The following is a 15,010-nucleotide window of genomic DNA, read 5'->3' as shown; positions in this document are numbered from 1 at the left end:
TTTACTTATATTATTTATTAATAGTGGAATTGTCTACTCTCTTCCACAAATGGATTGCCTTTCGCCAGCAATGGAGCCTTTGTAAGGGCATTAAACACCACATAGATGAAGAGACCGGCAAAGAACAGCACTCCGCTTATCTCAGGCACTCCAATAAACCATTGGTCACCTACAGTGGCAGGCATGATCATATTGAACACATCTACATAGTGACCGATCAGGATCACGATACCTGTCATAATCACGAACCAGTTCAAACGTTTGTAATCGCTGTTCATGAGTATCAGAAGCGGGAAGATGAAGTTCAGCACCAGCATTCCGAAGAAAGGCAATTTATAATCTTCTATACGGGTAACAAAATAGGTTACCTCTTCAGGAATGTTCGAGTACCAGATCAGCATGAACTGAGAGAACCATAGATAGGTCCAGAAAATACTGATACCGAACATAAATTTCGCAAGGTCATGAATATGGCTGTCGTTCACATACTCCAGATATCCTTTTGACTTCAGGTAGATAGCTACCATGGCGATGACGGTGATTCCCGATACAAACATACTGGCAAAAACATACCATCCGAACAGGGTACTAAACCAGTGCGGATCTACGCTCATCACCCAATCCCAGGCCATCATAGACTCAGATACCAGGTAGAAAACCAGGAACGCAGCAGAAATTCTGAAGTTCTTTTTAAAGTTCGAATTGTCATCGGCCGTATCCTGAGCGATGGAAAACTTACGCGAAAAGTGACGGTAAGCCACCCAACCTCCAATATAGATAAGGGCACGTATCAAAAAGAAAGGCACGTTCAGGTAACCTGATTTACCTTGTATAAGTTCATCTTCAGCAACCACTTCAGGATCCATCCACACGAACAGGTGGTTCAAATGAAGTCCTGAAAGTAACAGGATCACAAATACGATTAGCGCACCGGGTAACAGGTATGCGGTGATACCTTCCATCACACGGAAAAGTACCGGAGACCAACCTGCCTGAGCGGCACGTTGAATGGCATAAAATGCCAGAACACCAAGCGAAATCATCATAAAGAAGAATGCTGCCACATACAGAGCTGCCCATGGCTTATTCTGCAATTGGTGTAACAAATGCTCTCCATGAGGATTTCCATGCTCTTCACTGTAAGGCTCTTCGAGCATATCTGCGGCATCACTTTCGAGACCGGCAGCCACCCCGTGCTCTTCACCGGCGTGACTCTCTTCACCGTGAGCTCCGGCAGCCTCGTGACCACCTTCATCATGGTGCTGATCAGCGACCATCTCCATAGCCTCATCTACGGTAGAAGGAGCCGTTAAAAACCCGTATGCTAAACCAAGAGCACCAACTATCATTAATACGAAAGCTGCGGTTCTTAATCTGTTTGAAAACGTATACATATCCTGAATCTTCTGTTTAGATAGTTGATTTATCGATTAATTCTCTAGATCTGATTTCAATTGCATGACATATTCGGTCACCTGCCATCTTTCGGTGGCACTCAACTGACTGGCATAAGAACCCATTGAGTTCAGACCGTAATAGATCACGTGGTAAACGCTACCTTCTGTAATAGCACGTCCTGCATCATCATAGCTGGGCACACCCAGGATCTTTTCACGCTCTACCAAAATTCCTTTTCCATTCCCCTGAGCTCCGTGACAAACAGCGCAATAAATATTGTAAAGCTCTCTTCCCTTTTCAAGGTTCGTTTCACGGTTTAGTGAATCTAACGGACTTTTAAGGTCAAGTTTTGCCTGTTGGTAGTCTTCAAGGGTATTATTGTAATCATAAGGCATCCATCCTCTTGATACGGTTCCTTCCACCGGAAGCTGACCTTCTTTTCCGTTGCGAAAAGCATCGGTTTCATCATAGGTCTCATATCCAACGGCCTGATACATGTTCGGGAAGAACTGGTAATTGCGTTCTGATTTGTTTTGGCAGGAAACCATCAGGGTAACTGCACTTAATACGGTCGCTATTTTATAAAAAACTCTCATTGTACCAATTAATGCTTTTCTGTGATTTTTATTTCTACGGCCCCGGTTTCTGCCAGCAACTCGGTTAATTCCTTTTCATTATCATAAATAGCCAGCTCCATCAGGAAGTGGTCGTCTGTAGTGCGCACATCAGGATTCTCAGCTTCTTTAAATGGCCATAACTTACTTCTCAGGTAAAAGGTGATCACCATAAGGTGAGCTGCAAAGAAAACGGTAAGCTCGAACATGATAGGAACAAAGGCAGGCATATTATCCAGGTAGCTGAAACTTGGCTTACCTCCGATATCCTGCGGCCAGTCCTGTATCATAATGAAGTTCATCATGGTAATGGCTACGGTTAACCCCACACACCCGTAAAGGAACGAGGTTATCGCGATCCGGGTAGGCGCAAGACCCATGGCCTTGTCCAGACCGTGTACAGGGAAAGGAGTATAGATCTCTTCGATGTGATGTCTTGCTGCCTTCACTTTCTTGACAGCAGCCATCAGCACATCATCGTCATTGTATATTGCGTGAATAACTCTAGAAGCCATAATTATCCTATTAAATTTTTAGCCTGACCTGCCCAATCGTCATTAGATGCTTTTTTCGAGAAGTTACCCGTTAGTGCATCAAGAAGATGGTATTCTGTTTCAGAAATTCTACTTATCTGTTCAAATTTGAATATTCCGATTCGGTTCAATGCCTTTTCAATCATCGGCCCGATACCGTTGATCTTCTTCAGGTCATCTGCCTCTTCCGCTCCGGGGTTAAATGCACCTACCTGATCTAAAAGAGCGTTCTGCTTATCGGTATCTATCGTTCCGTCTGCTCTCACAACTATGGGAGAATCACCTTCAGCCGCAGGGCTTGATGTACGAACATCAGCACCGGTACCTACCAGGCTCACACCTGACTCACGAAGTCTTTTGTAACGCTCCCCGGAACTTTTCAGAATGGTCTTCACCTCTGCCTGAGCGATTACAGGGAAGGTTCTTGCATACAGCAGGAACAACACGAAGAAGAAACCGATGGTTCCCACAAAGATCCCGATATCGACAAAGGTTGGTGAGAACATGGTCCATGAAGACGGAAGGTAATCACGGTGAAGCGAGGTCACGATGATCACAAAACGCTCGAACCACATTCCGATGTTAACCACGATCGAAATAAAGAATGAGAACATGATGCTTGTACGCAGTTTCTTGAACCACATGAACTGAGGAGAGAACACATTACAGGTCATCATACTCCAGTAAGCCCACCAGTAAGGTCCGGTTGCCCGGTTAAGGAAGGCGTATTGCTCATATTCAACACCTGAATACCAGGCGATGAAAAGCTCTGTTATATAGGCACACCCCACGATAGAACCTGTGATCATAATCACAATGTTCATCAGTTCAATGTGCTGTACAGTGATATAATCTTCCAGGTTACAAACCTTTCTCATAATGATAAGCAGGGTATTTACCATGGCAAATCCTGAGAAAATCGCCCCTGCAACGAAGTATGGAGGGAAGATAGTGGTGTGCCATCCGGGAATCACCGAAGTAGCAAAGTCAAATGATACGATGGTGTGAACCGAAAGTACCAGAGGTGTAGCCAAACCGGCCAGAACCAGTGATACCTCTTCGAAACGTTGCCAGTCTTTGGCACGTCCGCTCCAACCAAAACTTATCAGACTATAGATCTTTTTCTGGAAAGGCTTTACCGCACGGTCTCTGATCATAGCGAAGTCAGGCAGTAGCCCTGTCCACCAGAATACCAGAGACACTGAAAGATAGGTAGAGATCGCGAACACGTCCCACAGCAGCGGAGAGTTAAAGTTCACCCAAAGCGAACCGAACTGGTTCGGAATGGGGAGTACCCAATAACCAAGCCACGGACGCCCCATGTGAATGATCGGGAAAAGCCCCGCCTGTACCACCGAGAAAATGGTCATTGCCTCGGCAGACCGGTTAATAGCCATTCTCCACTTCTGACGGAACAGCAAGAGTACCGCTGAGATCAGTGTACCAGCGTGACCGATACCTACCCACCATACAAAGTTGGTGATATCCCAGGCCCATCCTACTGTCTTGTTAAGACCCCAGGTACCGATACCTGTAGAGATCGTGTAGATGATACATCCCAGACCCCAAAGAAAAGCGACCAGGGCGATCGAAAAGACAATCCACCAGTGCTTATTTGCACGGCCCTCAACGGGAGCAGCAACGTCTACCGACACATCGTGATAAGACTTCTCTCCGGTTACAAGAGGTTTACGTATAGGTGCTTCGTAATGCGACGCCATATCCTTAAAATATTGTTTCTTTATTGATAATTAATTATGCTTCCTGTGTATTTCTCACTTTTACCTGGTAGAACACGTTAGGTTTTGTACCCACATGCTCCAGAAGGTGATACATACGATCGTCTTCCTTCAGCTTGGCAACTTTACTCTCTTTATCATTGATATCGCCAAAAACGATTGCTCCACTGGAACAAGCTGCCGAACAAGCGGTCTGGAATTCTCCGTCTTTGATCGTACGACCTTCACGCTTGGCATCCAGTATGGTTTTCTGTGTTCTTTGAATACACAGTGAACACTTCTCCATAACCCCTCTTGACCTAACAGTCACATCAGGATTCAACACCATCTTACCGAGGTCATCATTCATATGGAAATCGAACTCGTCGTTATTGTTGTAAAGGAACCAGTTGAATCGACGTACTTTGTACGGACAGTTGTTAGCACAGTAACGAGTACCCACACAACGGTTATATGCCATATGGTTCTGACCCTGGCGTCCGTGAGACGTAGCCGCTACCGGACATACGGTTTCACAAGGAGCGTGGTTACAGTGCTGACACATTACCGGCTGGAATGCTACCTGCGGGTTCGCAGCAGCAGACTCCATTTCTCCGAAAGTACTAAGTGAGTCTCCAAGACCTGACATTCCTTCTTTGGTCTCGTTATCACCTTCGAACGTTTCATCTGACGAGTAGTAACGGTCAATACGCAGCCAGTGCATATCTCTCGATTTACGAACTTCGGCTTTACCTACCACAGGTACGTTGTTCTCTGCATGACACGCAATCACACATGCCCCGCAACCGGTACAGGCGTTCAGGTCTATAGACATATTAAAGTGATGCCCGACCGAACGATCGAACTCATCCCACATATCTACAGTAACCGCATCTACCTCTTCATGGTTCAGAGAAACCTGAGGAACATGGTTCCAAACCCTTGAATCTTTTGAATTAAAGATCTCAAGCGTGGTTTCCTTAATGATATCTCCGCGACCCATCAGGGTGTTGTGAAGCTGCACACAGGCGAATTCATGCTCACCTGCTGCTTTTTCAACGGTTACCTTTTGTACGCTGTTGAAATTATTATATAGTCTGTAGGCATTATGCCCAACTTTCATATCACTCTTCATCCCGGCGTTACGGCCATAACCGAGCGCCATTCCGACAGAACCTTTAGCCTGTCCGGGCTGGATGATCACGGGAACGTTCTCAAGCGTCACCCCGTTCACAGTTACATTGGCATAACTACCGTTGAGTCCGCCATTAGCCACATTCCAGTTCTCTAGACCCATTGCCTCTGCATCAGCCTTGGAAACAGTGATGTAGTTATCCCACGAAACCCTGGTGATAGGATCAGGGAACTCCTGCAGCCATGGGTTATTAGCCTGTTGCCCGTCTCCCATACCTGTCTTGGTGTAGAGCACAAGCTCCATCCCTTCTCCCTGCTCCTTAGCAAGAGCGGTAAGCATCGATGACACTCCGGCTACAGCTGAAACAACCTCACCTTCTCCTTCACCCACCTGAACTGCAGGCTGGTCTTCTGCCATCACTTCTTCCTCTGAAGAAGACACATTATCATAAACTCCGTCATGAAGCGCCTGGTTCCAGGAAGCTCCTTTCAGGATATTTTCCTGCCAGGTTTCTTTCAGGTAGTCAGGGTAACTTCTGTTATCCCCTACCCATTTCAACAGGCAGTCCTGAAGTTGTCTTGTATTGAACAGCGGACGAATAGTCGGCTGAGTAAGTCCGTAATAACCTTTTTTGAACTCCACATCACCCCACGACTCCAGATAGTGAGGAGCAGCAGCGATATAGGTAGCATTCAGAGCCGTTTCGTGCTCTTTGGTTGTAAAGGCAACAGAAACCGCCACCTTTTTCAAACCTTCGTTAAAAGCAGCCGAATCGGCCAGGGTATAAGCAGGGTTCACACCACTCATAATGAGCGCACCCACTTCACCAGCATTCATATCTTTAACCAGCTGAGAAACTTCATCTGCGTTACCCTGTCTGATATATCTCGGACGGTCTGCATCAAAAGCCTCACTGTTTAAATTCTTATTGATCTTGAGAGCGATACGCTGGGCGTTGACATCATCAATACCGGTCACCACAACCGCCTTGCTTCCGGCCATCTTGACCTGGGCAGCGGCATTTTTCACAGCTGTATCGATATTCTCAGGAAGTTCAGCACTTACCGAAGTACCTGTAAGATACCCATAGAATTTGGCAAGAGCCTTACGCTGCATAGAAGGAGTTAGAGGAACTCGCTTATCAGCATTTGCCCCGGAAAGCGACATATTCGACTCGAACTGGATATGGCGAGACATCTTTCCGTTCTCAGGAATTCGTCCTTTAGCATATCCCGAATCAAATCCGCCACCCTGCCAGTCTCCAAGGAAGTCTGCACCGAACGACACGATTACTTCAGCCTTGCTGAAATCATAATCAGCCAGGGCACGGCTACCGAACTCAGTTCTGAAAGCCTCAAGAGCTGCATCTTCAGATACAGCATCGTAAATTACGTGCTTAACGTTCGCATACTTCTCCTTTAGAGCAGCGATCAGTCTTTTTACCGACGGACTTGCAAAGGTCTGCGTGAGCAACACCACCTGCTTTCCGGCAGCATTAGCAGCAGTCATACCAGAAACCACTCCGGCATCAAGAGCATCCCAACTGATATATTCACCTTCGCTTTTTGGTCCCTGAAGGCGCAGGCTGTCATACAGATCAAGAACAGAAGCATGCACACGTGCATTAGCACCTCCGCCATAAACCACATCTGTGTTATTCTCAACCTTGATAGGACGACCTTCACGGGTTTTGATCAGCACACTGGCGAAATCGAAACCGTTCGCAATGGACGTAGCGTAATAATTCGCCACCCCGGGAACGATACGATCGGGCTGAACCACGTATGGAATAGACTTTTTAACAGGACCCTCACATGCTGCCAGCGACGCAGCAGCTGTACTGAAGCCCACATACTTCAAGAAATCCCTTCTGGTAGTTGAAGAAGAATCAAGCGATTCCTTATCGCCCAAAAATTCATCTACCGGAATCTCTTCAACAAACTCATTCTGTTTAAGCGTCTTTACCACTGGGTTGTTTTCATCCAGCTCATCGACACTTTTCCAGTATTTTTTGTTTGATGCCATGTTATATCTAACTTATTTAAAAGGTCTGCATCGGCAGACCGACTTTGATTCAATTATTGATTATAGCTCGTAAAAGGATTAATAGTGGCATTTTCCACATTCAAGACCACCCATCTGGGCTGCGGTCAGTTCTTCTACGCCGTATTTCTTAGAAAGCTCTTCGTGAATTTTCTCGTAATACTCATTCCCTTCCATTTTGACATTGGTCTCACGGTGACAGTTAATACACCACCCCATGGTCAAAGGAGAATGCTGATACATCACTTCCATTTCCTCGACGGGACCGTGACACTTCTGACAAGCGATACCCGCTACCGACACGTGCTGAGAGTGATTGAAATACGCGAAATCAGGAAGGTTGTGAATACGCACCCATTTAACAGGCTGGGTTTCTCCGGTATACTCCTGATTCTGAACATCCCAACCTACAGCTTTATAAAGTTTCTGAATCTCTCCGTCGTAGAACTCTTTTGAATATTCAGCGGTAGCTGTTTCAGGCGAAACCTCTACGATGCTTTTGTGACAGTTCATACATACATTGAGCGACGGAATTCCCGAATGCTTCGAAACACGTGCTGATGAGTGACAATACTTACACTCGATCTGGTTTTCACCGGCATGGATTCTGTGAGAGTAATGAATTGGCTGTACAGGCATGTAACCCTGGTCAACACCTATCTGCATCAGATACCCATAGGCAAAATAAGCACCTCCTAACAACAGGAAGATAGTGGTCACGATTACCAGGAACTGATTTTGAGCAAACGCTTTCCAGATCGGCATGCGCTTCTCCTTTTCAGCAACAGCAAACTCCACCCCGTTCGCTTCTGCGATACGACGCAGGGTTTTATTAACAAGGAACAGCATTACTACCAGCAATCCGAAAACCAGAGCAAGGGCAGCGAGGATCACCTCGTTCCCAATACCTGATTGTCCGCCCCCTGCAGGAGCGCCTTCAGCCGTAGCAGCGTCAGCCACTTTAGGCTCTTGCTTTGGCTGCATGGTATAAGCGATGATATTATCGATATCATCATTGCTTAACTGCGGGAAAGCCGTCATTACAGCCGGCTTATACTCCTCCCAAATGGCAACCGCCTGAGGGTCACCCGATTTGATCATAGCCTGACTGTTCTTAATCCACTCGTAAAGCCATTCACGCTCATACTTATCACCTACCCCGCGAAGTGCCGGTCCGGTCATAGGTCTGTCCAGGTTGTGACAGGCCGCACAATACGTATTGAACAAATCTTTACCTGCTGCAGGATCACCTCCGGCGGCTGCGGCCGCGGCGTCCTGTCCTGCTGCATCTTCTGCAGCTGCTTCAGCGTCTTGTGCGTTAAGTGATGAGGTAAATAAAAACAGAAGCGCTAATCCAATTCCAAAAATTCTGAATTCTGAATTTCGGCGTGTCACCTTTTTCATGCTGGAATATATATTTTCTATCATAAAATGGGAACGGCATGCCACAATAGTTAAAGCACATGACCGTTATTTTAAATCCGAGCACAAAAATACGACTTAGGTTCGATTTGAGAAATGTTAGTGAAGCGTTAACATCTAATTTATAATAGTTCTAAATAAATAATTTCAACACTTAAATTTATAAGTATTAAATTTGCATAAAGCCCTTTAAAAATGAGAGTTTCGAGAATATTGACCTGTTTTGCCTTTGTCGCCTTCAACCTGGTGTTATGCCAGTCGGTAAAAGCTCAAACATCTGCTGATAAAACTGTTCAGGATGCCAGTGTAAGCATTGAACAGGATGAGCGTTTGACCCGTTTGATCGAAATGAAGAAAAAGATCAACAAAAAGGATGAAAAACGCTACCGCATACAGATCTACAACGGCACTTTAAAAGATGCCCAGGAAGCGCTGAAGGAGTTCAGAAAAGCATTTGAAGACCTGCCTTCAGACATCACTTTCGAAACCCCGAATTACAAGGTGAGAGTAGGAAAATTCAGGAACCGACTGGAAGCAGACCGCTACTTACTGGAGGTTAAAAAGGAGTTTCCGAGCGCGTTTTTGTTGAAGCCTTAAGCGAGGAAACCCCTCAGCCCTTCGCTATATAACCGGAAGCGCCTGCCCGCCACCCGGCCCCTCACGAAAAATCTCTGCCAGACATTATTTTGATCGTTCGGCCCTCCTTTGAAAGGGGAGCTGTGTACTTATCTCTTATTACTAACACAAACTCTGCTTCATCACTTCACAAACTCCTCAGCCCTTCGCTATAGGCGGAGGCCAGCTCCCCTTAGGAAGGGGAGCGTAATTATTAATTCCGGGAGACACCTGGTTCACCTCATTACCTCATAACTTCATCACTTCATTACAAGCATAACAACCACCCCACTCTGTCTGCAGCAGTGCAACACTTATTAAAAAGCAGGCAGATCGATTCGTTTAAAAGAACCGCTGGCTCCTTCCCCTGCCGGGGGAAGGTGGCAACACCACAGGTGTTGACGGAAGGGGGCGTCACAGGAATTCGCGATTACCTGTCACCTGCTGCACCCCTTCACCTCATCACTCCATAACCCCATAACCCGGAATAACAACCACCCCGTCTCAGGATTGCATCCTGAGCCACCCCTCCTTACCAAGGAGGGGGTATCATGACCACTTATTGAGTATTCTTTTTCAATCGGGATTACCTGCATCACCCCATCACCTCATCACTCCATAACTCCATAACTCCATAACTCCATAACCCATAAACAAAAAAAAGGCCTCCACTTCGGGAGGCCTTTCCTGTTCTTATCGAGTTGGAAAAACTTATTTCAGTTTCTTCTTCACCTCAACTTCACGGAAGGCTTCGATTATATCACCTTCCTTGATGTCGTTATAGTTCTTGATCTGTATACCACAGTCGTAACCTTTAGATACTTCCTTCACGTCATCTTTGAAACGCTTCAGCGAAGCCAGTTCTCCGGTAAAGATCACCACTCCGTCACGTATCAGCCTGATACTGGAGCTTCTGTAGATCTTCCCATCGGTAACCATACATCCTGCGATAGTTCCCACTTTCGATATCTTGAAAGTTTCTCTGATCTCAGCAGTACCGGTAATCTCTTCCTTCAGTTCAGGAGAAAGCATACCTTCCATCGCATCTTTCAGGTCATTGATCGCATCGTAAATGATCGAATATGTTCTGATATCGATCTCCTCACGATCGGCCACTGCACGGGCATTACCCATTGGCCTCACGTTAAATCCGATAATGATCGCATCTGACGCCGTTGCCAGCAATACATCTGATTCGGTGATCGGACCAACAGCCTTGTGTATGATATTGATCTGTATCTCTTCAGTTGACAGCTTCTGGAACGAGTCGGTAAGCGCTTCAACAGAACCATCCACATCACCTTTCAAGACGATGTTAAGTTCTTTAAAGTCTCCCAGAGCGATACGACGACCAATCTCATCAAGAGTGATGTGTCGCTGCGTACGCACTGATTGCTCACGCTGTAATTGAGTACGTTTAGTAGCGATCTGCTTGGCTTCACGCTCGTCTTCAAAGACACGGAACTTATCACCTGCCTGAGGCGCTCCATCCAAACCAAGTATGGAGATCGGAGTCGATGGACCAGCTTCCTTGATCTCTTTTCCTCGCTCATCCTGCATAGCCTTCACTTTACCACTATGGGTACCGGCAAGTACATAATCTCCGATCTTCAGCGTACCGTTCTGAACCAACACCGTAGCTACATAACCTCTTCCCTTATCGAGGAAGGCTTCTACCACGGTTCCGTCAGCCAGGCGGTCTGGATTCGCTTTCAGCTCAAGGATCTCTGCTTCCAGCAAAACCTTTTCAAGCAACTCCTGCACCCCTTGTCCGGTTTTTGCAGAAATATCATGTGACTGAATCTTACCTCCCCAATCTTCAACCAACAGGTTCATATTGGCAAGGGATTCTTTTACCTTGTCAGGATTCGCAGTAGGCTTATCAACCTTATTGATGGCGAATACGATCGGAACACCTGCTGCCTGCGCGTGGCTTATCGCCTCTTTGGTCTGAGGCATCACGTCATCATCAGCAGCGATCACGATGATCGCAAGGTCGGTAACCTGAGCACCCCTGGCACGCATAGCCGTAAAGGCTTCGTGACCCGGCGTATCCAGGAAAGTAATTCTTTGTCCGCTTTTAAGAGTAACCCCGTAGGCACCGATGTGCTGGGTAATTCCACCACTCTCTCCTGCGATTACATTCTCTTCACGAATGTGGTCAAGAAGCGAGGTTTTACCGTGGTCAACGTGACCCATCACAGTAACGATAGGTGCGCGATTCTCCAGGTCTTCTTCGCTGTCTTCGTATTCCGGAAGTGATTCTTCGATATCGGCAGTTGCAAATTCCACCTCATAACCGAACTCATCGGCGATGATCGAAAGGGTCTCAGCATCGAGACGCTGATTCATGGTCACCATCATACCTAGAGACATACAGGCTGAGATGATATCGTTCACTGAGACATCCATCAGGGTAGCCACTTCTCCTACGGTTACGAATTCGGTAACCTTCAGTACTTTGCTGGCCGCTTCCTGCTGCGCCTGCTCCTCCTCCGTCTTCTGACGGTGTATATCTCTTTTTTCTCTACGGTACTTGGCACCTCTTGATTTGCTGGCTTTACCCTGCAGTTTCTCAAGGGTTTCCCGTACCTGCTTTTGTACTTCTTCTTCGGTAGGCTCTACCTTTTCTACATGGCGTCTGCCTTTACCTTTACGGCCGCGATCTCCCTGACGAGCACCTCCGGTTTGTCCGGGACGTGTGTCTTTACTGATCCTTCTGCGGCGTTTCTTACGGTCGTCAGAGGCCTTTTTATCGCCCTCTTTTGCACCTTTGGTTTCTTTTTTCTTTTTCGGCTTGTCGAACTGTGACAGATCTATTTTCTTACCGGTAAAATTAGGCCCCTGAAGTTTTTTGTAGTTGGTCTGAAGTTTTTCAGAATCCACTTCTTCGCCTTCGACAAAGACCTTACGGGTCTCTTTCTTCTCTTCAGGTTTTTTCTCTTCAGCAGCTGGCTTTTTCTCTTCAGCAGCGACCTCTTCTTTCTTTTCGGGCTTTTCAGCCTTTTCTTCAGCTTTTGCTGCAGGCTTCTCTACCGGCTTTTCAGTCTTCTCTTCAACTTTCTCCGGAGCTGCTGCTTCTTTCTGAGGTTCTGCCTTCTTCTCTTCCGCTTTAGGCGCTTCAGATTCCGGCTTATCCTGTTCTTTTTCGGCTTTAGGCTCGAGATCTATCTTACCAACCGTTTTCGGGCGTTCAACGTTGGCTTTGGCCTTAACCACTTCCTGTTCTTCCTGTTTTTGACGCTTGAGCTCCTGCTCTTTCTCGAGCTCCATTCTGATCGCTTCCTTTTCTTTGCGCTTTTCCTCACTGACTTCTTTCGAAGCGACCCTCTTGCTCTTGTCGGTCTGGAATTCGTCTAACAGAACTTCATATACCTCGCCCGAGATCTTGGTAGTCGGTCTCGCTTCGACTTCGATTCCTTTCGAAGAGAGATACTCAACCGCCCGATCTAAAGAGATATTCAATTCTCTCAGAACTTTATTTAGCCTCATATTTGTGCCTTCAGCCATATAGTAATAATAATCTTTTAAATTTTAAACTAGTCCTCGAACTCAGCCCTCAGGATCGCCATCACATCTTTAATGGTCTCTTCCTCAAGGTCGGTTCGTTGCACCAGATCTGAAACATCCTTATCAAGAACGGCCTTGGCAGTATCCAATCCGATCTTTTTGAATTCTTCGATGATCCAGCTTTCGATCTCATCTGAGAACTCGGTCAGCTCGACATCTTCTTCCACGCCTTCGCGTAGTACGTCGATCTCATAACCGGTTAACTGACCGGCAAGACGTATGTTAAAGCCGCCTTTTCCGATCGCTTTTGAAACCTCTTCGGGCTTCAGTGTAACCTCAGCATGCATGGTTTCGTCGTTCAGCGACACCTGGGTGACCCGGGCCGGACTAAGGGCCCTGCTGATAAAGAGCTGCGGATTATTCGTGAAATTGATCACGTCGATGTTCTCGTTTCCAAGCTCTCTGACGATTCCGTGAATTCGGGAACCTTTCATTCCCACACAGGCTCCTACAGGATCGATACGGTCATCATAGGAATCAACAGCCACCTTGGCCTTCTCTCCCGGAATACGTACCACTTTCTTAACGGTGATCAGACCGTCAAACACCTCAGGAATCTCCTGCTCAAACAGTTTTTCAAGAAATTCGGGAGCTGTACGGGACATAATGATCATTGGCTTATTCCCTTTCAACTCTACCGATTCGATGATTCCTCTGACATTCTCACCCTTTCTGAAAAAATCAGAAGGGATCTGCTTGTCTTTTGGCAAAATGATCTCATTGCCTTCATCATCAAGCAATATTACGGCTTTATGACGAATATGATGTACTTCAGCCGTGTAGATCTCACCTACGAGATCTTTAAATTGCTTATATATTGTTGTATTATCATGTTCATGGATCTTGCTGATCAGGTTCTGACGCAATGCCAGAATGGAACGCCTACCCAGATCGATCAGCTTCACCTCTTCCGAAACATCTTCACCCACTTCAAAATCAGGCTCGATCTTCCTTGCCTCAGACAGGGAAATCTCCTGGTTATCATCTTCCACCTCTCCATCGGCTACAACGATACGGTTTCTCCAGATCTCCAGGTCACCCTTGTCAGGGTTGATGATGATGTCAAAATTATCATCAGACCCAAACTTCTTTTTAAGCGCATTCCTGAATACTTCTTCAAGAATAGCCATCAATGTCACACGATCTATGAGTTTATCGTCTTTAAACTCCGAAAAAGATTCGATCAATGCAAGATTTTCCATGTCATTTCACTAATTAAACGTTATCATAACTTTAGCTTCTTCTATCTCTTCGAAAGGCAGCAGCTTTTCCTTCTTAACTGTCACTTTTCCCTTTCCGACAGGCTTCGGTTCACGAGCCTTCCATTCCAGACGGATTCCTTCAGGAGTCACTTCGGCCAGATTACCTTCAAAAGAACCTTCAGCCGACTTCACCTTAAGCTTTCGCCCCAGGTTCTTATTATACTGACGTCGGTGCGTCAAAGGCTCGGTAGCCCCCGGAGAGGTCACTTCCAGCGAAAAATCTTCAGCCTCGCGATCCAGGTTATGCTCGATATGCCTGCTTACCGCAATGATATCGTTTAAGGCAACACCCTTATCGCTGTCGACGATCACCCGAATCTTATTATCGGGCGTGATCTTCAGCTCTAAAATAAAGAGAGCCGGATCATTCTCCAACAACTCTTCAACCAGCTTTTCTACCTTTTCCTTCAGCATATTTCAGTATAAAAAGAGGGGACTATCTGGTCCCCTCTGAAATCAATTATTCCCTTTCAACGCCGCAAATATACGAATAATTTCTACTCAGAGGAATTGTTTTTGAGCTAAATCGTTCAAATTTACGGCAATAAAAAAGCTTCTCACCGGAGAAGCTTTTCAGAGTTGGCCTACAAGGACTCGAACCTTGAACGACTGAACCAAAATCAGCTGTGTTACCAATTACACCATAGGCCAGTACCAGTATGCTTTTTGATCATCTGATCTGCAAAAGCGAGTGCAAATT

Annotated in this window: 10 protein-coding genes and 1 tRNA gene; 1 reads left to right on the top strand and 10 read right to left on the bottom strand. The window is 46.2% G+C overall.

Annotation, left to right across the window (positions count from 1 at the left end; translation table 11 throughout):
• Window positions 1–17: 17 nt before the first annotated feature.
• The 6 genes from K7R10_RS12505 to K7R10_RS12480 all read right to left on the bottom strand — a co-directional run bounded on the left by K7R10_RS12505 (window position 18) and on the right by K7R10_RS12480 (window position 8,845).
• Window positions 18–1,394 carry a quinol:cytochrome C oxidoreductase gene (locus tag K7R10_RS12505; RefSeq protein ID WP_224485058.1) on the bottom strand — a complete coding sequence of 459 codons (1,377 nt, stop codon included), beginning with the start codon at window positions 1,392–1,394 and terminating at the stop codon, window positions 18–20.
• 36 nt (window positions 1,395–1,430) lie between these two features.
• Entirely contained in the window at window positions 1,431–1,994 is a 564-nt protein-coding gene (locus K7R10_RS12500; RefSeq protein WP_224485057.1) for a c-type cytochrome, read from the bottom strand.
• An 8-nt stretch (window positions 1,995–2,002) separates the two neighbouring features.
• Entirely contained in the window at window positions 2,003–2,527 is a 525-nt protein-coding gene (locus K7R10_RS12495; protein WP_224485056.1) for a DUF3341 domain-containing protein, read from the bottom strand.
• A 2-nt stretch (window positions 2,528–2,529) separates the two neighbouring features.
• Complete coding sequence (gene nrfD, locus K7R10_RS12490; RefSeq protein ID WP_224485055.1) at window positions 2,530–4,266, bottom strand: NrfD/PsrC family molybdoenzyme membrane anchor subunit; 1,737 nt, start codon at window positions 4,264–4,266, stop codon at window positions 2,530–2,532.
• Between the two features lie 34 nt (window positions 4,267–4,300).
• Window positions 4,301–7,423, bottom strand: a complete 3,123-nt coding sequence (locus K7R10_RS12485) for a TAT-variant-translocated molybdopterin oxidoreductase (RefSeq protein ID WP_224485054.1) — start codon at window positions 7,421–7,423, stop codon at window positions 4,301–4,303.
• Window positions 7,424–7,501: 78 nt separating this feature from the next.
• The gene (locus tag K7R10_RS12480; protein WP_224485053.1) at window positions 7,502–8,845 is read right to left on the bottom strand and encodes a c-type cytochrome; all 1,344 of its coding nucleotides are present in this window, start codon (window positions 8,843–8,845) and stop codon (window positions 7,502–7,504) included.
• A 213-nt stretch (window positions 8,846–9,058) separates the two neighbouring features.
• Between K7R10_RS12480 and K7R10_RS12475 the strand changes: the two genes are divergently transcribed.
• Complete coding sequence (locus tag K7R10_RS12475; RefSeq protein ID WP_224485052.1) at window positions 9,059–9,460, top strand: SPOR domain-containing protein; 402 nt, start codon at window positions 9,059–9,061, stop codon at window positions 9,458–9,460.
• A gap of 729 nt (window positions 9,461–10,189) precedes the next feature.
• Here K7R10_RS12475 and infB read toward each other — a convergent pair.
• The 4 genes from infB to K7R10_RS12455 all read right to left on the bottom strand — a co-directional run bounded on the left by infB (window position 10,190) and on the right by K7R10_RS12455 (window position 14,961).
• Window positions 10,190–12,988 (bottom strand): translation initiation factor IF-2, encoded by a 2,799-nt coding sequence (gene infB / locus K7R10_RS12470; RefSeq protein ID WP_224485051.1) that lies wholly within the window; start codon window positions 12,986–12,988, stop codon window positions 10,190–10,192.
• Between the two features lie 29 nt (window positions 12,989–13,017).
• Window positions 13,018–14,250: a transcription termination factor NusA gene (gene nusA, locus K7R10_RS12465; protein ID WP_224485050.1), complete on the bottom strand. Its 1,233-nt coding sequence runs from the start codon at window positions 14,248–14,250 to the stop codon at window positions 13,018–13,020.
• A gap of 9 nt (window positions 14,251–14,259) precedes the next feature.
• Complete coding sequence (gene rimP / locus K7R10_RS12460) at window positions 14,260–14,724, bottom strand: ribosome assembly cofactor RimP (protein WP_224485049.1); 465 nt, start codon at window positions 14,722–14,724, stop codon at window positions 14,260–14,262.
• A 165-nt stretch (window positions 14,725–14,889) separates the two neighbouring features.
• Window positions 14,890–14,961, bottom strand: a tRNA-Gln gene (locus K7R10_RS12455).
• Between the last annotated feature and the right edge of the window lie 49 nt (window positions 14,962–15,010).

The organism is Robertkochia aurantiaca, from assembly GCF_020166495.1.
Taxonomy (GTDB): domain Bacteria; phylum Bacteroidota; class Bacteroidia; order Flavobacteriales; family Flavobacteriaceae; genus Robertkochia; species Robertkochia aurantiaca.
Note: the sequence above shows the minus strand (reverse complement) of the source record. Positions and strands in the feature narration are given on the sequence as shown.

What these genes read in the sequence shown, in the direction of transcription:
- K7R10_RS12505 (WP_224485058.1), bottom strand. Translation starts at nt 1,394, where the DNA reads ATGTATACGTTTTCAAACAGATTAAGAACCGCAGCTTTCGTATTAATG.
- K7R10_RS12500 (WP_224485057.1), bottom strand. Translation starts at nt 1,994, where the DNA reads ATGAGAGTTTTTTATAAAATAGCGACCGTATTAAGTGCAGTTACCCTG.
- K7R10_RS12495 (WP_224485056.1), bottom strand. Translation starts at nt 2,527, where the DNA reads ATGGCTTCTAGAGTTATTCACGCAATATACAATGACGATGATGTGCTG.
- nrfD (WP_224485055.1), bottom strand. Translation starts at nt 4,266, where the DNA reads ATGGCGTCGCATTACGAAGCACCTATACGTAAACCTCTTGTAACCGGA.
- K7R10_RS12485 (WP_224485054.1), bottom strand. Translation starts at nt 7,423, where the DNA reads ATGGCATCAAACAAAAAATACTGGAAAAGTGTCGATGAGCTGGATGAA.
- K7R10_RS12480 (WP_224485053.1), bottom strand. Translation starts at nt 8,845, where the DNA reads ATGAAAAAGGTGACACGCCGAAATTCAGAATTCAGAATTTTTGGAATT.
- K7R10_RS12475 (WP_224485052.1), top strand. Translation starts at nt 9,059, where the DNA reads ATGAGAGTTTCGAGAATATTGACCTGTTTTGCCTTTGTCGCCTTCAAC.
- infB (WP_224485051.1), bottom strand. Translation starts at nt 12,988, where the DNA reads ATGGCTGAAGGCACAAATATGAGGCTAAATAAAGTTCTGAGAGAATTG.
- nusA (WP_224485050.1), bottom strand. Translation starts at nt 14,250, where the DNA reads ATGGAAAATCTTGCATTGATCGAATCTTTTTCGGAGTTTAAAGACGAT.
- rimP (WP_224485049.1), bottom strand. Translation starts at nt 14,724, where the DNA reads ATGCTGAAGGAAAAGGTAGAAAAGCTGGTTGAAGAGTTGTTGGAGAAT.